Origin of the sequence: Paraburkholderia sp. GAS448 (assembly GCF_050435685.1) — a bacterium.
In the GTDB taxonomy this organism is placed as follows: Bacteria; Pseudomonadota; Gammaproteobacteria; order Burkholderiales; family Burkholderiaceae; genus Paraburkholderia.
In genome coordinates this window covers 574419-593776 of sequence record NZ_JBNDKT010000002.1, presented here as the reverse complement: position 1 = coordinate 593776, position 19358 = coordinate 574419, and the positions used below count along the sequence as shown (strand labels likewise).

At 63.0% G+C, this 19358-nt stretch carries 18 protein-coding genes and 1 pseudogene; 6 read left to right on the top strand and 13 right to left on the bottom strand.

Going from position 1 to position 19358, the window contains the following annotated elements; genetic code table 11:
* Positions 1-90 precede the first annotated feature (90 nt).
* Positions 91-801, bottom strand: coding sequence for a DUF2242 domain-containing protein (locus P3T23_RS06280; protein WP_429315306.1), 711 nt, complete (start codon positions 799-801; stop codon positions 91-93).
* Positions 802-1285: 484 nt separating this feature from the next.
* Here P3T23_RS06280 and copM point away from each other — a divergent pair.
* Positions 1286-1477 (top strand): annotated as a pseudogene (gene copM, locus P3T23_RS06275) (CopM family metallochaperone); the annotation flags it as partial.
* A gap of 143 nt (positions 1478-1620) precedes the next feature.
* Here copM and P3T23_RS06270 read toward each other — a convergent pair.
* From P3T23_RS06270 to P3T23_RS06240, 7 genes are all read right to left on the bottom strand, one after another.
* Positions 1621-1902 (bottom strand): hypothetical protein, encoded by a 282-nt coding sequence (locus tag P3T23_RS06270; RefSeq protein ID WP_429315305.1) that lies wholly within the window; start codon positions 1900-1902, stop codon positions 1621-1623.
* A 152-nt stretch (positions 1903-2054) separates the two neighbouring features.
* Positions 2055-2747: a glycine zipper 2TM domain-containing protein gene (locus tag P3T23_RS06265; protein ID WP_429315304.1), complete on the bottom strand. Its 693-nt coding sequence runs from the start codon at positions 2745-2747 to the stop codon at positions 2055-2057.
* A gap of 551 nt (positions 2748-3298) precedes the next feature.
* Entirely contained in the window at positions 3299-5116 is a 1818-nt protein-coding gene (gene glmS, locus P3T23_RS06260; RefSeq protein ID WP_429315303.1) for a glutamine--fructose-6-phosphate transaminase (isomerizing), read from the bottom strand.
* Positions 5117-5168: 52 nt separating this feature from the next.
* Positions 5169-6530, bottom strand: coding sequence for a bifunctional UDP-N-acetylglucosamine diphosphorylase/glucosamine-1-phosphate N-acetyltransferase GlmU (gene glmU / locus P3T23_RS06255; RefSeq protein ID WP_429315302.1), 1362 nt, complete (start codon positions 6528-6530; stop codon positions 5169-5171).
* Positions 6531-6659: 129 nt separating this feature from the next.
* Positions 6660-7667, bottom strand: coding sequence for a tRNA 2-thiocytidine(32) synthetase TtcA (ttcA, locus tag P3T23_RS06250; protein ID WP_429315301.1), 1008 nt, complete (start codon positions 7665-7667; stop codon positions 6660-6662).
* Between the two features lie 3 nt (positions 7668-7670).
* Positions 7671-8066 (bottom strand): dihydroneopterin aldolase, encoded by a 396-nt coding sequence (locus tag P3T23_RS06245; RefSeq protein ID WP_429315300.1) that lies wholly within the window; start codon positions 8064-8066, stop codon positions 7671-7673.
* Between the two features lie 85 nt (positions 8067-8151).
* On the bottom strand, positions 8152-8976 hold the full coding sequence (locus P3T23_RS06240; RefSeq protein WP_429315299.1) for an SDR family oxidoreductase: 825 nt from the start codon (positions 8974-8976) through the stop codon (positions 8152-8154).
* A gap of 13 nt (positions 8977-8989) precedes the next feature.
* Here P3T23_RS06240 and P3T23_RS06235 point away from each other — a divergent pair, with 13 nt between their 5' ends.
* Together P3T23_RS06235 and P3T23_RS06230 are read left to right on the top strand one after the other, a co-directional pair.
* Positions 8990-10177, top strand: coding sequence for a class I SAM-dependent methyltransferase (locus P3T23_RS06235; protein ID WP_429315298.1), 1188 nt, complete (start codon positions 8990-8992; stop codon positions 10175-10177).
* 10 nt (positions 10178-10187) lie between these two features.
* On the top strand, positions 10188-10382 hold the full coding sequence (locus P3T23_RS06230; protein WP_429315297.1) for a DUF2905 domain-containing protein: 195 nt from the start codon (positions 10188-10190) through the stop codon (positions 10380-10382).
* Between the two features lie 966 nt (positions 10383-11348).
* Here P3T23_RS06230 and P3T23_RS06225 read toward each other — a convergent pair.
* The 4 genes from P3T23_RS06225 to P3T23_RS06210 all read right to left on the bottom strand — a co-directional run bounded on the left by P3T23_RS06225 (position 11349) and on the right by P3T23_RS06210 (position 16280).
* The gene (locus P3T23_RS06225; RefSeq protein ID WP_429315296.1) at positions 11349-12590 is read right to left on the bottom strand and encodes a multifunctional CCA addition/repair protein; all 1242 of its coding nucleotides are present in this window, start codon (positions 12588-12590) and stop codon (positions 11349-11351) included.
* The gene (locus P3T23_RS06220; RefSeq protein WP_429315295.1) at positions 12587-13234 is read right to left on the bottom strand and encodes a glutathione S-transferase family protein; all 648 of its coding nucleotides are present in this window, start codon (positions 13232-13234) and stop codon (positions 12587-12589) included. The genes P3T23_RS06225 and P3T23_RS06220 overlap by 4 nt, the downstream gene beginning before the upstream one ends.
* Positions 13235-13263: 29 nt before the next feature.
* Positions 13264-14217 carry a complex I NDUFA9 subunit family protein gene (locus tag P3T23_RS06215; RefSeq protein WP_429315294.1) on the bottom strand — a complete coding sequence of 318 codons (954 nt, stop codon included), beginning with the start codon at positions 14215-14217 and terminating at the stop codon, positions 13264-13266.
* An 86-nt stretch (positions 14218-14303) separates the two neighbouring features.
* Entirely contained in the window at positions 14304-16280 is a 1977-nt protein-coding gene (locus P3T23_RS06210; protein WP_429315293.1) for a transglycosylase SLT domain-containing protein, read from the bottom strand.
* A gap of 20 nt (positions 16281-16300) precedes the next feature.
* Between P3T23_RS06210 and P3T23_RS06205 the strand changes: the two genes are divergently transcribed.
* A complete protein-coding gene (locus P3T23_RS06205) occupies positions 16301-16915 on the top strand; it encodes a 5-formyltetrahydrofolate cyclo-ligase (protein ID WP_429315292.1) in 615 nt (204 codons plus the stop codon).
* Between the two features lie 7 nt (positions 16916-16922).
* On the opposite strand, the gene P3T23_RS06200 is transcribed toward P3T23_RS06205, so the two are convergent.
* Complete coding sequence (locus P3T23_RS06200) at positions 16923-17435, bottom strand: winged helix DNA-binding protein (protein ID WP_429315291.1); 513 nt, start codon at positions 17433-17435, stop codon at positions 16923-16925.
* Between the two features lie 202 nt (positions 17436-17637).
* Here P3T23_RS06200 and pxpB point away from each other — a divergent pair, with 202 nt between their 5' ends.
* Both pxpB and P3T23_RS06190 read left to right on the top strand, forming a co-directional pair.
* Positions 17638-18291, top strand: coding sequence for a 5-oxoprolinase subunit PxpB (gene pxpB, locus P3T23_RS06195; protein WP_429315290.1), 654 nt, complete (start codon positions 17638-17640; stop codon positions 18289-18291).
* Positions 18288-19349 carry a biotin-dependent carboxyltransferase family protein gene (locus P3T23_RS06190; RefSeq protein WP_429315289.1) on the top strand — a complete coding sequence of 354 codons (1062 nt, stop codon included), beginning with the start codon at positions 18288-18290 and terminating at the stop codon, positions 19347-19349. The genes pxpB and P3T23_RS06190 overlap by 4 nt, the downstream gene beginning before the upstream one ends.
* The last annotated feature ends 9 nt before the right edge of the window (positions 19350-19358 follow it).

The window sequence follows — 19358 nt, the reverse complement described above, 5'->3', positions numbered from 1 at the left end:
AGGCCAATAGGCGCGCCAGCCGCGCTGGCGTAACGTCGCCTTTGGGCAGCGTGGGAACCGTCCGATTCCGACGCTGCGAGCGCTTACAGGTTATCGATTGACCGAGGCGTCACTCGCTGCCGTCGTCGCGTCAGCGTGATCGGTCGCCATTGCGCTGATTGGATCGGCCGGAGCCGCGTTGGCCGGATCGGCCGGAATCACGTTGACCGGATCGGGCGGAATCACGCGGCTCACGACATTGTTCGGTGCGACCGGCGACGTGCGCACCACCGTATGGAGATAGTGATCCACAAGGCCGAAGAAGCGGTCATAGAATTTGCCCGATGGAATGGTCTCGCTCGAAATCTTCACCATCGCATCGCTATTCGAGCGAATCGGCAACGACAGCGAACCGAGCACGCTGAGCCCGACGCTCGCCGACGTATCGCTCTTCTTCAGTGCAAAGCCGTTCTGCACCGCATTCACATAGACGATGCTCGTATCGCTCGCCTCTTCGCCCGGCGTACAGACGACGTGAAATTCCACCACGACATGCGAATCGCCACTCGGCTGGAAATTCTTCGTACCGTCGACGGTGTCGGTGCGGGTCATCGTCGTCATATACCCCTGGCTCAGCAGTGCGCGACGCGCCGCTTCGCAGGTGTCGGTGCTGCTCGCGTTGAAATTGCGCGCGTAGGGGCTCGCGCCCGTGTCGAACTGCTCCTGCTGGAACTTCGGCTGTGGCGTGCTGGAGCAGCCCGTCAGCGCGACGAGTCCCAGCAGCAGCGTCGCGGCGGTGACTTTGGAAAACGGGATGGACATGATCGGAAAACGCAGGCTACGTAGCATCGAATGGCATGCATTGTAGAACCGTTGCGGCGCCGGAAGGGATCGCGGACGCAGTCCTCGACGATGCACTACGGTGGCGCGCACACGCTCCGTTGGATCAGTTCGATATACGGGGTAGTCGACAATTCTGTTTACGGCCAAACATCCTCGATAAATCAAAGAGTTACCAGGCCGAAACGACGGCTCGTGTCGCGAACGATGTTTGCGCACGCGAGGTCAGCTTCGGTATCGAAGCTTTTAAAATAATTTGCTTTACGGGACCGCACCCGCCGGGCCCGAGCCCCAGAAGTCATCTACACCTCCGGTCTTACAGTTTCGCTCCCCTTGTTCAACGGCAGAGGGACGCTTCTTCCCTTGGCGTGGCGTCCTTTGCCACGTTCCTCATCAGTGCGGCGATACACGTCACCAGGCAGCACGGTGTCGACCTGACTGTCTATGCGCCGAGGTAGTTTTCGGCACGGGAGACGCCGATAAGGATTTCGTGTCCCACATGATTCCCCATCATCAGGGCGCCATCGAGATGGCAAAGATTGAACTGAAATATGGCAAGGACCCCGAGCTGTAGCGGTTGGCCACAAATATCATCAACGCCCAGCACGACGAAATTGGCTTTATGCAGAGATGGCAGGCGAAACACGGCGGCAAATGACGGCCTGGTCAATGCCGACGAACGCGCATCAAGGAGGAATTCGAACGCGCTTGAGCTTGCGCTGACAGGATGAACACCCGATTTGGGTGCGTCGAAACTCGTCCGCGAGCATACAGTCGCTATCGGGCGCAGCCATCGGTGAATCAGTCGTCATCGTCACCATGATGATGGTGTTCCCATCCACGGTGGCGACCGTGGTCATGCCACCTGCGCTCGTCGTAATCCCCTTCATAGCGGTAACCGTAGCCATAGACCGGGGCTGGCGCGTAGACCACTGGCGGCGCCTCGTACACGACCGGCGGTGGTGCGACATAGACGGGGCCCGGAACACCCAGAAACACTCCGATGTCCGCATGAGCGAGAGCCGCGCTGGATGCGCACGTAGCGGAAAGGCCCACCGCCAGAAAAAGGGTAGCGCGTTTCATGGAATTCTCCTGCCCTGCTCACTTCTGGCGGGTGCCAGACATTGGCGGACGACGCGGATTTTAGAGGTGGCGCGCGAAAGCAGGTGCGGCTGAAATGTCAATTCTGTAACCGGCAGTAACCCACTGTGAGGTACTGCCGGTTCCGATAACGATTACGACGCGGTCAGGGAGTCGCCCGAGACATGGACGCGTTCGCCGACCTGGACCGTCGGCTGCGTCGAGTACGTGAAATTCCGGTAGCTGCCATCCTGCATCCTGACCTGCACCTGATAGCTCGTCGCCTTGCGCACCGCATGCTCTATACCATTGCCCGCGAGCCCGCCACCAACTGCGCCAGCAATCGTTGCCAAAACTCGACCACGTCCCCCACCGACCTGATTTCCCAACAGCCCGCCGGCGACAGCGCCGCCTACGGCTCCGAGCCCCGTCGTCGGCTCGGATTCCTGGACTGCGTTGACGGCGACAACCTCCCCGGCATTCGGGTCAACTGCTACTGGCCTTGGAGCGGGTTGAGCCTGACTTTGATAGGTATCGTTGTTCGCATACCTCGGAGCCTGCTCAACCGGAGCGCTACGGTGATGACGGACGCGCGGCTGGGCTGGCGCGTCCTGCGTCGCGCGTTGTTCAACGTACGGTTGCGGCGAAGTGACCGGCGCGCTGGCGACTGGGGCGGCGGCCGCTACAGCTTGCGTCGGAGGCGCAGTCACCGCGCGGGACGTCGGAAGAAGTCCGGTCATCGCCGCGATACCCGTGGCGCTGGCCAGGATGACCGCCACGGCCGCACCCGCGACCAGAGGGTGAATGCGACTGCGCTGCGGTGAACTGGAAGTCAAGTTGGTGCTCATGTCGCGCTCCGTTGATGTGTATCAGCAAGAACGCCGCAGCCGACGAACCGGTGCACCTGGCGGCAACGAGATTTGTAAGCAGTTGTACTGCTCCCCGACGGGCCCGGGGCGTGGTTTCCTCTCAAGCGCGTCCCCCGCTCCGTCTGGATGAAAGGGGGCAGCGCATGCGCCCCGAATCAGCAAGCTCACACGGTGCGTGCGAAGTGACTTCTGAATTAAGGTCTGCGGAGCGCCGGGCTAACGGTTGACGTCGCCGGCTGATTGGCCCGATAGAGCCATAAAAAGAAGCCACGTGGACGACACGAGTGTTGAGTGCCTCGCGACATCAAGGCGTAACAGACCAGCCTACGCGAATCCAGAAATCTGAGGTGCAATTGCAAAAAAGGGCGCTGAAAAAATGCTCCAGCGCCCCTTTGACTTTAGTTCTGGTTACGCCTTGTCAGGTAAGGCAGCGCGGCTGGTCACAGCCCCCGTAACCAAAACTAAATCGATGCCTCGTCACCGAAATTAATGCAACTCAGCACACACACAAGTCGCGCAGTCACCTTACTTCATTCAACAGTGACCGACTTCGCCAGATTCCTCGGCTTGTCCACATCGGTCCCACGCGCACACGCCGTGTGATAGGCCAGCAACTGCAGCGGCACCACGTGCAGAATCGGCGACAGCAACCCGTAGTGCTCCGGCATCCGGATCACGTGTATGCCGTCCTCATTGATGATCCGCGTATCCGCATCCGCGAACACATAAAGCTGACCGCCGCGCGCCCGCACTTCCTGAATGTTTGACTTCAACTTCTCGAGCAGCGTATCGTTCGGCGCGACCGTCACCACCGGCATCGCCTCGGTCACCAGCGCGAGCGGCCCGTGCTTCAGTTCACCGGCCGGATAGGCTTCGGCGTGGATGTATGAAATTTCCTTCAGCTTCAGTGCGCCTTCCAGTGCGATCGGATAGTGCAGTCCGCGCCCGAGGAACAGCGCATTTTCCTTGCGCGAGAACTCTTCCGACCACGCGATGATCTGCGGCTCCAGCGCAAGCACACTATTCAACGCCGCCGGCAGGTGACGCAGCTGGCGGATATAGTCCGCTTCCTGCGACACGCTCACATGCCCGCGAATCTTGCCAAGCGTCGCCGCGAGGATGAACAGTGCGACGAGCTGCGTGGTGAACGCCTTCGTCGACGCCACGCCGATCTCCCGTCCCGCATGCGTGAGGAACGACAGTTCGGTCAGGCGCACCATCGCGCTCGTGCCGACGTTGCACACGGCCAGCGTGTGCCTGTGGCCAAGCGATTGCGCGTGCTTGAGCGCAGCCAGCGTATCCGCCGTCTCGCCCGACTGCGAAATCACCACCACCAGCGACTTCGGGTCCGGCACCGAGTCGCGATACCGGTATTCGCTGGCAATCTCCACCTGCGTGCGGATCTTCGCGACAGACTCGAGCCAGTACTTCGCCGTCAGCCCCGAGTAATAACTCGTGCCGCACGCCAGAATCAGCAGGTTGTCGATTTCGCCGAACGCCTTCGCGGCACCTTCGCCAAAGAGCGAGGCGTCGAAGGCATCGGCTTTCGGGATCGTGTCGCCGATCGCGCGCGGCTGCTCGAAGATTTCCTTCTGCATGAAGTGACGATACGGCCCAAGTTCGACCGCGCCGCCATATGCCGTGACCGTGCGCACTTCGCGCTGCACGTCCGTGCCGTCGCGATCGGCGATGCGCACGCGTTCGAGCGTCAGCTCGCAGACGTCGCCCTCTTCGAGAAAGATGAAACGATCGGTGCTGCCCGCCAGCGCCAGCGCGTCGGAAGCGAGGAAGTTCTCACCCTCGCCGAGCCCCACCACCAGCGGCGAACCCTGTCGCGCACCGACGACCGTATGCGGCTGGTCCTTGTGTTCGACGGCAATGGCATACGCGCCATGCAGCTGCTTCACGGCCTCGCGTACCGCCGCGAACAGGTCGCCGCGATAAAGGCTGTGAATCAGGTGCGCGATCACTTCGGTATCGGTCTGCGAGACGAACTCGTAGCCCTTGCCGCGCAGCATTTCGCGCAGGGACTCGTAGTTTTCGATGATGCCGTTATGCACGAGCGCGAGCGCATCGCGCGAGAAGATCGGGTGTGCGTTATCTGTCACCGGCGCGCCGTGCGTCGCCCAGCGCGTGTGCGCAATGCCCGTGACGCCTTCCAGATGCGTTTCGCGCACCTGCTCGTCGAGATCGGCGACACGCGCGACGCTGCGCGCGCGACGCGGCTCGCCCTTCGCCAGCACGGCGACGCCGCAGGAATCGTAGCCGCGATATTCGAGGCGACGCAGTCCTTCGATCAGGACGGGGACGATATTACGTTGCGCAACTGCGCCGACAATGCCGCACATAGATTCTTGGTCCTTTGCAGGTTTGGAGCGCCGGGCGCGCGCCCGGCTGCCTTCAGCTCTTCTTCTTGGTCGGGCGGACGTAGCCGGTCTTGCCGACCTGCGTCTTTTCGTTCAGCACGAGAAGACCTTCTTCGACGTCCTTCCATACCGTCGTGCCCGCCGCGATCGTCACGCCGCGCCCGATTCGCACCGGCGCCACTAGCTGCGTATCCGAGCCGACGAACACATCGTCTTCGATAATCGTACGGAACTTGTTCGCACCGTCGTAGTTGCACGTGATCGTGCCCGCACCGATGTTCACTCTGGCTCCGATATCGGAATCGCCGATGTACGTGAGGTGATTCGCTTTCGAGCCGTGACCGAGCACCGCGTTCTTCACCTCGACGAAGTTGCCCACGTGCGACTCGTCCTTCAATGTCGCGCCGGGGCGCAGCCGCGCATACGGCCCGAGCACCACCTGCGCGCCAACTTCGGCGCCTTCGATATGCGTATAGGCATCGACGCGCGTGCCTGCACCGATCGTCGCGTTGCGGATCACGCAGTTCGGGCCGATCGTCACATTGTCCGCGAGCGTGACCTTGCCTTCGAACACGCAGTTGACGTCGATCGACACGTCGCGCCCGCACTCCAGCGTGCCGCGCACGTCGATGCGCGCCGGATCGGCGAGCGTCACACCCGCAACCAGCAGCGCCTCAGCCACATTGTGCTGGTGAATCCGCTCGAGTTCGGCCAGTTGCTGCTTGCTGTTCACGCCCAGCGTTTCCCACTCTTCGTCCGGCTGCGCGGTCACGACATCGAGACCCGCCTCGATCGCGAGTTCGACGACATCGGTCAGGTAATACTCGCCCTGCGCATTGTCGTTCCTCAGCGACGCGAGCCAGCCGGTCAGCTGCGCGGTTGGCGTGACGATGATGCCGGTGTTGATCTCGGCGATCTTCTGCTCGTCAGGCGTCGCGTCTTTCTGTTCGACGATGCGCAGCACCTTGCCGTTTGCATCGCGCACGATGCGGCCGTAACCGGTCGGGTCGTCGAGCGTCACGGTGAGGACGCCGTAACCGCCCCGCCCTGCCTTGTTGGTCAGGCGCCTGAGTGTGCTGGCGCGCGTGAGCGGCACATCGCCGTAGAGCACGAGCGTGGGCACCGATGGGTCGAGGAGCGGCAGCGCCTGCTGCACCGCGTGTCCGGTGCCGAGTTGCTGTTCCTGCACCGCGAACTGCACATCGGGTGCGGCTACAGCCGCGCGCACCGCTTCCGCGCCATGGCCGATCACGACGACGAGCCGGGTCGGTTCAAGCGTGCGCGCAGTATCGAGGACGTGAGACAGGAGCGGCCGGCCGGCCAGGGGATGCAGCACCTTGGGCAGCGCAGAACGCATGCGCTTACCGGTGCCTGCCGCCAAAATCACAATGTTCATGGCGCCGACTAGGGGGTCGAGTTTGGAGCGTTCGATTCTAGCATGGGCACCTCGACGAATTCAGGAAGACGCCCGCGCCGAAAGCGCCCGGAAGCCTGCGGCAGAAGGCTTCCGGCGTCACTCGAGAGGTTAGATATCGTCAAACTGCACGATCGAAATCGTTTGCGCTGACGCATTCTGCGTCGCCGCATCACCTGCACCGGTCGAACACGGTTCTTCGTCGAATGCGATATCGCCTTGAGGATCGGCTTCACCGCTCGCGCGCAGACTGCCGAACGGGAAAAGCTGGTGATCCATCAGATGCGACGGCACGACATTCGACAATGCATTGAACATGTTCTCGACGCGCCCCGGAAAACGCTTGTCCCAGTCGCGGATCAGCGCTTTCATTTCCGCGCGCTTCAGGTTCGGCTGGCTGCCGCACAGGTTGCACGGAATGATCGGGAATTCGCGCAGTTCGGCGTATTTCTCCAGATCCGTTTCCTTCACGTATGCAAGCGGACGGATCACGATGTTCTTGCCGTCGTCGGATTGCAGCTTCGGCGGCATGCCCTTCAGTTTGCCGCCGTAGAACAGGTTCAGCAGCAGCGTCTGCAGGATGTCGTCGCGGTGATGGCCGAGCGCGATCTTCGTCGCACCGAGTTCGCCGGCCACGCGATACAGGATGCCGCGCCGCAGACGCGAACACAGCGAGCACGTCGTCTTGCCTTCCGGCACGAGGCGCTTGACGATGCTGTACGTGTCCTGATTCTCGATGTGGAACGGGATCTCGAGCTGCGTCAGGTATTCCGGCAGCACGTGCTCCGGAAAGCCGGGCTGCTTCTGGTCGAGATTGACCGCCACGATGTCGAAGTTGATCGGCGCACGCTCGCGCAGGCGCATCAGGATGTCGAGCATCGCGTAGCTGTCCTTGCCGCCCGACAGGCACACCATCACCTTGTCGCCGTCCTCGATCATGTTGTAGTCGCCGATCGCCTGGCCGACCAGACGTGCAAGCCGCTTGAACAGCTTGTTGTTCTCGTATGCGTCTTTCTGCTCGCGGCGCGTGAGTGCAACCTTGCGGCCCGTGCCTTCGGCGGATGCATCGGTTACTGTGGCTTCGGCAGCGGCGGCGCCAAGGATGTCAGGAGCGTTCATGGCTCAATCCTCCTTGATGCGGAAGACTTCGACGCCCACCGCGTCGCAATCCGGATAGACGTCCGGCTTCTCAGTCGACACGCGAGCCGCGCGCACCTGCGGATGCGCAAGCATCGTTTTCACGAGATCGTCGCACAGCGTTTCCTGCAGGTGAATATGGCCCTGCTCGACACGGCGTGCGATGGTCGAGCGCATGAAATCGTAATCGACGACTTCGCTCAGCCTGTCGGCGACCGGCGTCGACAAGGCGAGCGGCACGAACAGTTCGACGTTGATCACGACGCGTTGTTCGCCGCGCTTTTCGAAGTCATGCACGCCGATGTTGATGTGCACTTCGTAATTGCGCAGAAAGAGCCGGCGACAATCGGCGAGTCGGGGATGCGAGAGAGCGGCAAACATGTTCATTCCAGTCGATAAAAGCGTGGCAGGCACGCAAGGGGCGTTTCGCGTGGGGGCCGTGGCAAGACAAGGCGGCCGCGCGCGTTCAGGCGCCCTTCAAAAACATTACATCGCGTGGCAGCGGCACGAGGTGCTGACCGCCATCGACGACCAGCGTCGTTCCGGTCACGCCCGCTGCGTCAGCGAGATACAGCGCTGCAGCGACGATATCCTCAGGCCGCGACGCGCGGCCAAGCGGCGTCACCTGATGAGCCGCGGCAAAACTTTCCGGCGTCTGGTCGGCCGATTGCAGCGTGAGCCCCGGCGCCAGACCGACGACGCGCACCTTCGGCGCCAGCGCCTGGGCAAGCGCAACGGTCGCCGTCTGCAGCGCGGCCTTCGACAGTGTGTACGACAGGTAATCCGGATTCATGTTGTACAGCTTCTGGTCCAGCACATTGACGACGACCCCGCGCAGCGTTTCGTCGCTGCGAGCCGCTTCGGGCGTCGCTTCATAGAGCATGCGTGCGAGCACCAGCGGCGCGCCCAGATTGATCGCCGTCAGATTCAGGAGACGCCCGTAGCCGACATCCTGCGCCGTGTCTTCCTCGAACCGGGACGCATTGTTGACAATGCACGCCGGCCGGCCGAGCGCAGCCATACAGTCCGGCACGAGCCGGGCGACCTGCGCCTCGACGGCTAGATCCGCGTGCAGCGCCACGGCCCGGCGTCCGAGCGCGACGATCTGAGCGACCACTTCGTCAGCATGCTCTCGTGACGCGCCGAAATGCACCGCCACGTCCCACCCTTTCGCCGCGAAGCCGAGCGCCAGCGCGCGCCCGATCCGCCGGGCGGCGCCGGTGATCAGCACGACGCGCGCGGGCGCGGCCTGGCTTCGGCTGTCGGCGGGAGTGTCGGAAGAGGCGGTCATTTACAATATGCGGATGAATCCGAAAGCTCACGAACCCGATAGTTTACCTGCTCCCGGCCCAACCGCGCTTGCGCAGTCGGAAGCGCTGGTCGCGCAGATCCGCGCGGAGATCGCATCAAATGGCGGCTGGCTGCCGTTCGATCGCTACATGGAGCGCGCGCTCTACGCACCCGGGCTGGGTTATTACAGCGGCGGAGCCATCAAGTTTGGCCGCCGGGCCGAGGACGGCAGCGACTTCGTGACGGCGCCGGAACTGTCGCCGCTCTTTGCCGCGACGCTGGCGCACCCTGTTGCGGAAGCGCTCGAGGCGAGCGGGACGCGCCACGTGATGGAATTCGGCGCCGGCACCGGGAAACTTGCCGCGGGGCTGTTGAGTGCGCTCGTGGCGCAGGGCACGGAGTTCGAGACGTATTCGATAGTTGATCTGTCCGGGGAACTACGCGAGCGCCAGCGCGAAACGATCGAAGCCGAGGCGCCTCTGCTTGCTGGGCGCGTGCGGTGGCTGGATGCGCTGCCCACGCAGTTCGAAGGCGTGGTGGTCGGCAATGAAGTGCTGGACGCGATGCCGGTGCGGCTCTTTGCGCATGTCGATGGCGCGTGGCACGAGCGCGGTGTGGCGTGGCGCGACGGCGCGATCGCTTTCGATGACCGGCCGGTGAGCGCGGCGGCAGATGCAGCGTTTCTGGCCTCGATCGAAGTGGACGGCGATTACGTGACGGAGACGCATGAAGCCGCGTTTGCGTTCACGCGCACGATCTGCACGATGCTGACGCGAGGTGCGGCATTCTTCATCGATTATGGTTTCCCGCGGCACGAGTATTACCACCTGCAACGGGCGCAGGGGACGCTGATGTGTCACTACCGGCATCGTGCGCATGGCGATCCGTTTGTTTATCCCGGGCTGCAGGACATTACGGCGCATGTCGAGTTTTCGGGCGTGGCGGAAGCGGGAGTCGAGACGGGTGCTGATCTGCTGGGCTATACGTCGCAGGCGCGGTTTCTGTTGAATGCCGGGATTACCGAGGCGCTGGCTGGCCTCGATCCTTCAGACGCCGTGCGGTTTTTGCCTGCGGCGAATGCTGTGCAGAAGCTGCTCTCCGAAGCCGAGATGGGCGAGTTGTTCAAGGTGATCGCTTTTTCGCGCGGAATCGATGACGGGATTGCCGCGTTTGCCCGCGGCGACCGGTCGTACTCGCTTTGAGGTCATTGTCATGATCCGCTGGCTGCTCACTACCTTTATCGCGGTCGCGATTCTTTCCAGTTGCTGGCCCTGGCTAAGGAAGATTGGCATCGGGCGGATGCCAGGGGATATTACCCTTCGGGTGTTTGGGAAAGAGTATTCGTTTCCTTTTATGTCTACTCTGATTTTGTCTTTGGTTTTGTCGGCAATTGCTCGGGTGATTTGAGTTTTTTTGTTTTGGGCTGGTTTTTGTTTTGGGCTGGTTTTTTTGCCTTTCCTTGTTTTGCTTCTGGTTTATTGGCGTTGCCCCTGTGCGGGGCGGCACCTACTTTTCTTTGTCTTGCCAAAGAAAAGTAGGCAAAAGAAAGGCGCCGAAAGCGCGTCTTTTCTCAATGTGTCGCTGACCGGGAACGGCAACCCATGAAGTGTCGCCCTCGCAAAGGACGCGGCATGGGTCCGATGCCAGACCGTCCTTCGCACAGTACCGCCCGTGACAAAGGGCTCATTCATCCCGCTCCGCACTGTGTGCGTCGCGGAATGGCTTGCATCGTTGTGGCATTTGAGGCGGCAGCGGCTCGCGAAGCGTCGCAGTGCGGCAGAGCACCTTCTGCGAAACCTCTCGTGACTGTGTTTCCACGTATTGCGCAGTCGCGTGGGCAAATTGGGCCGCGCGCGAAGCCGCATGATCGCGTAGTCATTCAGGCATAGCTGCACGCACTGATGACGGCATGCTCGCACCATGCCGCGGATTGACTGCTTCACGCAACGAGCACGCCAATCGCATCGGGGTGTCGATCAATCCAGTCCACCCTACCCGCGAACATGCGCGCCCATCGATGCAAATGCGCCGCAGTGATTCCCCCCACAGCTGAAGGCATACCATCGCGATTCAGACCGCTCCGCGACACACGCAGTGCGGAGCGGGATGAATGAGCCCTTTGTCACGGGCGGTACTGTGCGAGGGATGGTCTGGTGTCGGACCCATGTCGTGTCCCCTGCGAGGGCGACACTTCATGGGTTGCCATTCCCGGTCAGCGACACATTGAGAAAAGACGCGCTTTCGGCGCCTTTCTTTTGCCTACTTTTCTTTGGCAAGACAAAGAAAAGTAGGTGCCGCCCCGCACAGGGGCAACGCCAATAAACCAGAAGCAAAACAAGGAAAGGCACCAAAACCAGCCAAACAACCAAAAACTCACTCCTGCTCACCCAGAGCACCAGCAACCGCGCGAACGCGCTCTCGCTGCACAGCAGCCTTGATCATTTCCGGCTTGCCGGCGAACCGCTGTGCAACAGCCCCCGCATCAACAGCCCGCGCAGCAACCAGCGCCATTCTCAACCGCTCAGCTTGCGGATACTCCCGCGCCTCGAACCCCAGGCGCCCACGGGCATCGGCCTCGCAAGCCTGCAGCGCCTCAGCAAACCGCGCAGGCTTGCGCAAAGCATCACACCGTTCGAGCAACCGCACGAGCCCCGCTGCGCCGGTCTCCATCACGCGATGAATATTCCCATGCTCCCGCGCCACGAGCACCGCCAGCTCGCGGCACTCATTCGGCACTCTCAAGCGATCGCACAAAGGCTTCAGCAAATCGACGCTACGCCCCTCATGCCCGATATGCCGCGGTAAAACTTCGTCCGGCGTCGTCGCCTTCCCCAGGTCGTGCGTCAACGCCGCAAACCGCACCGCGAGCGCATAACCTTGCGCGGCAGCATGATCCACCACCATCATCACGTGCACGCCCGTATCGACCTCCGGGTGATAGTCCGCCCGTTGCGGCACTCCATAGAGCGCATCGATCTCCGGCAACACCCGCGCCAGCGCCCCACACGAACGCAGCACCTCGAACATCCGCGACGGTTTTTTCTCCATCAACCCGCGTGACACTTCCTGCCATACGCGCTCAGGCACCAGCGCATCGACCTCGCCCGCAGCGACCATCTTCTGCATCAGCGTCAGCGTTTCCGGCGCCACCGTAAAGTCGGCGAAGCGCGCCGCAAACCGCGCCACCCGCAGTATCCGCACCGGATCTTCGAGAAATGCATCGCTGACATGCCGGAACACGCGCGCCCGCAGATCGGCCTGACCGTTGAACGGATCGATCACCGGGCCAGTCAACTCACCATCCGGCCGGACTTCGCGCGCCATCGCGTTGATCGTCAGATCGCGACGCGCCAGGTCCTCTTCGAGCGTGACGTCCGGCGCATAGAAGAACTGGAAGCCGTGATAGCCCGCCGCAGTCTTGCGCTCAGTGCGCGCGAGCGCGTATTCCTCGTGCGTGTCGGGATGCAGAAACACCGGGAAATCCTTGCCCACCGGCCGATATCCCTGCGCCACCATCTGCTCGGGCGTCGCACCGACAACGACGTAATCACGGTCCTGTACCGGCGCGCCGAGCAGTTCGTCGCGGATCGCGCCGCCTACCGCGTAGATATTCATGCGCAGGTGTCGTAAACCGGCACACGATGCGTCTCGCGCAGCGCATCGTCGATCCACGCGCGCACCGCCGGATGCGCCGTCACGCGCTGGGCGTAAGCGGCAGACGCTTCCGACAAAGCCGGCTGCCAGGTATTGAATCGCATCGCGACCGGCGCATACATCGCGTCGGCAATCCCGAACTCGCCGAACAGGAACGGCCCGCCATGCCTTTCAAGGCAGTCTCGCCACAGTGCATCGATACGCGCGACGTCGGCCAGCGCACCCGGCGTCGCACCCTTGCCGGGAAACGATGCACGGATATTCATCCACATGTTCGAACGCAGATCGCCAAAGCCCGAATGCATTTCGGCGCTGACACTGCGCGCGTGTGCCCGGACAACCGGATCGCGCGGCCACATCGCGTGCTGGGGGAAACGCTCGGCGAGCGTCTCGCAGATCGCGAGCGAATCCCACATGGATGAGCCGTCATCGGCAACGAGGCACGGTACTTTCCCCGAAGGCGCATGTTCCAGGATCGCGGCCTTCGTGTTCGCCTCGTAGAGCGGGATCAGCACTTCGTCGAAGGGAATACCGAAATGCTTCAGCAGCAGCCACGGCCGCATCGACCACGACGAATAATTCTTGTCACCAATGATGAGCTTCATGCTTCCAGGAGAGAGTGAAAAAATCAGATTTACCGGCCTGCATTCGCGCGGAACGTATTGAACCGCGAACGCATCGACGCGCCCGTCAGATACACCGGCGCGATCGTTTCGATGCTGGCGGGCTCGATGCCGAGTTCCGGCGCGAGCGGCCCGCTCAGCACGCTGTCTACTTTCATCGAATCGAGGTTGTCGCGCGTGATCACCGGCTCGCCGGGCGCCAGTTCGAACGTCAGCGCCTGCAGGCGCGCCAACGCCTCCGGCAGGCGTACGATCTTCGCATGACGGCCAATCGTGTCGCCGCAGAACTTGACCAGTTGCTCGAGCGTGTACACGGTCGGGCCGCCGAGTTCGTACGTACGGCCAACGGCGGCGTCCAGATCGAGCACGTTGACGATCGCCTTCGCCACATCGCCGACGAACACCGGCTGGAACTTCGCATCCGGCATCGCGAGAGGAATCACCGGAAACACGCGTTGCAGGAACGCAAACTTGTTGAGAAACGCATCCTCGGGCCCGAACACCACCGACGGCCGGAAAATCGTCGACGCCAGCGCGGCCTGACGCACGGCCTTTTCGCCATCGCCCTTCGAGCGCAGGTACATGCTCGGCCCTTTCGGATCCGCGCCGATCGCGCTCACATGGATCAGCCGATGCACGCCCTTGCCTTCGCAGGCAGCGACAATCTTCGTCGGCAATTCGACGTGCGCTTTCGCAAAGTCCGGGCCGTACGGATTGCCGCGGCTCGAATGCAGCACGCCGACCAGATTGATCACCGCATCCGCGTTCTCGACAAAGCGTGCGAGTTCGACCGGATCGAACACATCGGTTTCGATCACGTCGATGGGCAATAGCGTGAGATGACGGGCGTTGTAGCGTCGGCGGGTGGCAATGCGTACGTCCTTGCCGAGTTCGACAAGCGCGTTCACGAGATGACTGCCAATAAACCCTGAACCGCCGACGATCGCGATGGCTTGATGTCGCATTTTCGACTCCCCTTGTGGAAGCCGCGGCAACAGCTGGCGAGGCGGCCGCCGCATGAGGCGCGGCGGCGTGGCGCGGGCGCTGGAAATTATGGTGCGATGTAGCCCAGACGCGCCTTCAGCGATTGCGGACGGCCTTCAAACAATGCCGCGTAGTAGACCGTGTTCGACAACACATTCTTGACGTAGTCGCGGGTTTCCTGGAACGGGATCGTCTCCGCAAAAATCGCACCCTCGACCGGATGCGCCAAACCCTCCCGCCATGCGCGCGGACGGCCGGGACCGGCGTTGTATCCAGCGGTAGCGAGTACAGCAGACCCATCGAACTGATTGTAGATCATCGATAGATAGTTGGTGCCGAGCAGGATATTGGTGTTGATGTCGTTCATCTGCGCACGCGAGATGGGCCCAAGACCGATCTTCTTCGCGACCAGTTGCGCGGTGCCTGGCATCAACTGCATCAAGCCGCTCGCGCCCACTTCGGAACGCGCGTTCATGATGAAGCGCGATTCCTGGCGGATCAGCCCGTAAGCCCATTCGACGTCGAGGCCAGTCGCCTGCGCGTCGCGCTCGACGATATCGCGGAACGGCGACAGATAGCGCAGCGAGAAATCGTGCTCGGTCTTCGTCCGGTCGGCGGTGTTGACGGTGCGATCGTACAACTCGATGCGGCGCGCGTATTCGGCCAGAGCCAGCAACTGGCGGTCGGTCATGTTGCGCAGCGGCCAGTTCCACTCACGATTGCCTTCGAGCCGCAGGTTCAACCCGTAGAACCGCTGCGCCAGCTGCAAGCCCGGCGTGTTGCCCGCCTGTGCGACTTCGGCGTCCGTCACGGTGGTCTTCTGGGGCACCGTGATCTTCTGGCCGAGTTCTTCGGCGGCCAGCTGGCCGTAGAAGTTGTAGCCCTGCGCAATCTGCTCGAATTCCTGATTCGCCTGCACGATGTCGCCGTTCTGCTTCAGCGCACGCGCGTGCCAGTAAACCCATGCCGGCTGGTTGCGCAGCGACGGCGGCATCTGCTCGATCGACCAGCGCACCATCGTCCAGTCACCCGCGAGCAGCGCGGTGCGTGTGCGCCATTCGTAGGCAGGATTCGATAGCGGCGCGTTCGCCGACAGGCGATACCAGTCGACGGCGGCCGGCATCTGCTTCGCCGCCGCCTGATAGGCGATCGTGCCCCAGCCGATGCCGCGTTCAGCCGCTGTGAGCGACGGCGCCACCGACCCGAAGGTCGCGGCGGCCATCGCCGGATCGTTGCGCGCCATGCGCGTGATTGCCAGCAGCGCCAGCTGATGCGACTGAGGATCGGCGCTGACGCCCGCTGCGAGCAACAGCGGCGGCGCATTCGCGGCCTGATTGAACAACACCGGATCGGGCGGCCGGTTGCCGAGCGCATCGACCAGCCTGCTGCCGGTGTTGGTGTCGTTTTGCTCGTACGCGAGACGGATCTGCTGCCAGACGTCGTCGGTGGAGAACTGCTGGTTGATCGCGAGCGACGTGATCAGATCGACGCAGCCGTCGCCGTACACCTTCGGATCGACGAGCAACGCGCGTGCTGCATCGGCGACATTTTCGCCGCGCGCCGCACGCGATTCGAGCGCGTAGCACTTCACCTGCGTGTCGTCGTTCAGCACGAAGCGCGCGTATTGCTCGTCGAAGTTGCGCCAGTCGTGGCGCGCGCCGAGCACGACCAGATAGTCGTTGCGCATGCGGTCGGCGATGGCCTGGCCGTCGTACTTTTGCAGGAACGCCAGCACCGGCGCGTCGGGCGCGTCGATGCGCGCATGGCCTGAACTGTCGAAGAGCTGTGGCTTGAGCTGGAAATACTCCAGATACGCCGGCGCCGGATAATCCGGGATCATGCTCGCCAGCTGGGCGGCGCGCGGCGCATCATTATTACGCGCGGCTTCGCGAAGCTGGATGAAGGTCTGATCTGCGTCGGAGAGCTGGGACAGCTGGGAGACCGGGATGGGGCGGACGGCGGAGGCCGTGCCACATGCGACGAGTGCTGCAGCAGCCAGCGCCGAACCGGCCGCGCGATATACTCGAAAAAGGCGTTTGGACATCGTTGTTTCTGGAGCACGAATTGAGCCCAAGCATAGCATGCAACCCCATCCCAAAATCGAAAAAGGAACTGCGTAAAACGCTGCTGGAAGCCCGTCTTGACGCGGCTCGCGAGCCGGCGGCAAACGATGCGCTGAAACGTCACGTGCTCGACACGCTAGTGCGCTATCAACCTGCCTGCGTGGGGTTTTACTGGCCGCTTGCAGGCGAGTTCGACGCGCGCGATGCGATTGCCGCATGGCTCGCGTCCGATCCGCAACGACAGGCCGGATTGCCGGTGATCCACGCAGTCGGTGAGCCGCTTGCGTTTCATGCATGGGCGCCGGAGATGACGATGAGGACCGGACATCACAGGATTCCGGAACCGGACTCGGGACACGCCGTGATTCCCGACCTGCTGCTGATCCCCTGTGTCGGTTTCGATGAAGACGGCTACCGGCTGGGTTATGGCGGCGGTTACTACGACCGCACGCTGGCCAGATGGCCAGGCAAAACAAGGCCGGTGACGGTGGGCATCGCCTATGAAGCATGCCGCACGGACGCGCTGCACCGTGAAGCGCACGACATTCCGCTGGACGCGATCGTTACCGACGTCGACCGCTACCCGAAGGTCGCGCAGGTCGTGACTAAAGCCTGAGCACGCCCTACAGCGAAGCCGCCGCGCGCGCCGCCGTGTCGTACAGCCCGGAGGCGTTGCGCATCAACTGCGCGGCGTCACCGATCTGCTGATTCGTCAGGCCGCTCTCTTTCAGCGTCGCGATCAGACAACTCTCCCTCACCTCACGATATTTCATGCACAGGTCGCGGCCCGCCTGGGTTGCCGAGAAAAACACTTCCTTGCCGGTCTTTTCGCTTTTTACATACCCTCTAGCTACGAGCTTCTTCAACGCATAGGTCGCAACGTGCGTGTCCTCGATGTTCAGCACGAAGCAGATATCGGCCAGTTTCTTGCGGCGCTCGCGATGGCTGACGTGGTGCAGCAGCGACACTTCGATGGCGGTCATGTCCTTGTCGCCCGCCGCCGACATGCAGCGCACCATCCAGCGGTTGAACGCGTTGCCGGCCATGATAAGGGCGTACTCCAGCTCGGATAGCTCCGCGCTTGTTTCAGACACGAGGTGTTCTGAGGAGACGATCTTGGTGGGCTGACGCGACATGGCGAAGGTTCTCGATACAGGTTGGGAATGTGCCGGAAGTGTACGGCACCGGCCCGTCGATGTGGGCCTGGCAAAAACGCTTATTGATAAATTGTAGATAATTTATTGAGAATGTAGGCTATCCAGATTGCATGACGCGAAACCGGCTGTCTTTTCCGCATCAGCGCGGGCGGTCGGATTTCCGACTCGAACCAGGTCTTTCATGAACCAGCCACGAATCTATCCATTGGGCGACAACGCGCTTGTCTGCGAGTCGGCGCCCCCTGCGACGCTCGATTGCCAGCGGCGCGTCTGGGCGGCCGCCCAGGCGGCGCGCGGCTGGCCGCACGTGCTCGAAGTCGTGCCCGGCATGAACAACCTGACGCTGGTCGTCGATCCGCTCGCCGCCGACCGCGACGCGCTCGCCGCCCAGCTGCGCGCCGCCTGGGACGCCGCCAGCGACGCCCCCGCCCCCGGCCGCGAAGTCGACATTCCCGTGCACTACGGCGGCGAAGCCGGGCCGGACCTCGAAGTCGTCGCGAAGCACACAGGGTTGTCGCCCAAGGAAGTCGTCGAGCGGCACGCGGCGGGCCAGTACATCGTGTTCTTTCTCGGCTTCCAGCCAGGTTTCGCCTACATGGGCGGTCTCGACGAAAAGCTGCATACGCCGCGCCGTGCGGAGCCACGGCTCGAGGTGCCGGCCGGCTCGGTCGGGATCGGCGGCGCGCAGACGGGGGTCTATCCGGCGAACTCGCCAGGCGGCTGGCAGCTGATCGGGCGCACCCACCTGCCGCTCTTCGATCCGGCGCGCACGCCGCCCACCCTGCTGCAACCGGGCGACCAGGTACGCTTCGTCGTCGCGGGGGTGGAAGCATGATCGACATCATCCGCGCGGGTCTTCTGACCACGGTTCAGGATCTCGGCCGGCACGGCTACCGGCATCTCGGCGTGTCGATGGGCGGCGCGCTCGACCGTCTGTCGCTCGAAGTCGGCAATCGCCTCGTCGGCAACCGGCCGGACGCGGCCGGCCTCGAAATCACCCTGGGCCCCGTTACGCTGCGCTTTGCGCGCGCGACACGGATCGCGATCACCGGCACAGACTTCAGCGCGACGCTCGACGGCCAACCGGTCTACTCATGGTGGAGCCTGCCCGTGCAGGCCGGCCAGGAACTCGCGCTGCAGCCGGCGAAGCGCGGCATGCGCGGCTATGTGGCCGTCGCCGGCGGCATCGACGTGCTGCCGATGCTCGGCTCGCGCAGCACCGATCTTGCCGCCGGCTTCGGCGGTCTCGGCGGCCGCGCGCTGCGCGACGGCGACCGCCTGCCGGTCGGCGCGCCGCTCACGCGCCCCGGCTCCTGGTTCAGCCCGGACGCGCCCGAGTTCGGCGTGAAGGCGCCGGCCTGGTGCAAGTTCGTGCTGGTCAACGAGCCGCTGCGGCGCGGACGTCATCCGTCGAATGTGCCGTGGGCGGTGCCGATCCGCGTGCTGCCGGGCCCCGAGTACGACAGCTTCACCGCTGAAGCACAGAAAACCTTCTGGTCCGACGAATGGCTCGTCACGCCGAACAGCAACCGGATGGGCTACCGCCTCGCGGGCGTGGCGCTCAAACGGACACAGAAGACCGATCTGCTGTCGCATGCGGTGCTGCCGGGCACGATCCAGGTGCCGCCCAACGGCCAGCCGATCGTGCTGATGAGCGACGCACAGACGACGGGCGGCTATCCGAAGATCGGCGCCGTGATCCAGGCCGACATGTGGAAGCTCGCGCAGGTGCGGCTGAACGGCGCCGTGCGCTTCATCCCGACCACACCAGAAGAAGCGCGCCAGTCGCTGTACGAAGAACGCGCATATCTGCGGCAGATCGATGCCGCGATCGCGATGCACGAAGAACGCTGCGCGCGCCAACCGGCGCTGGCGGCACTCCAGGAGAAGTAGGGGAACACC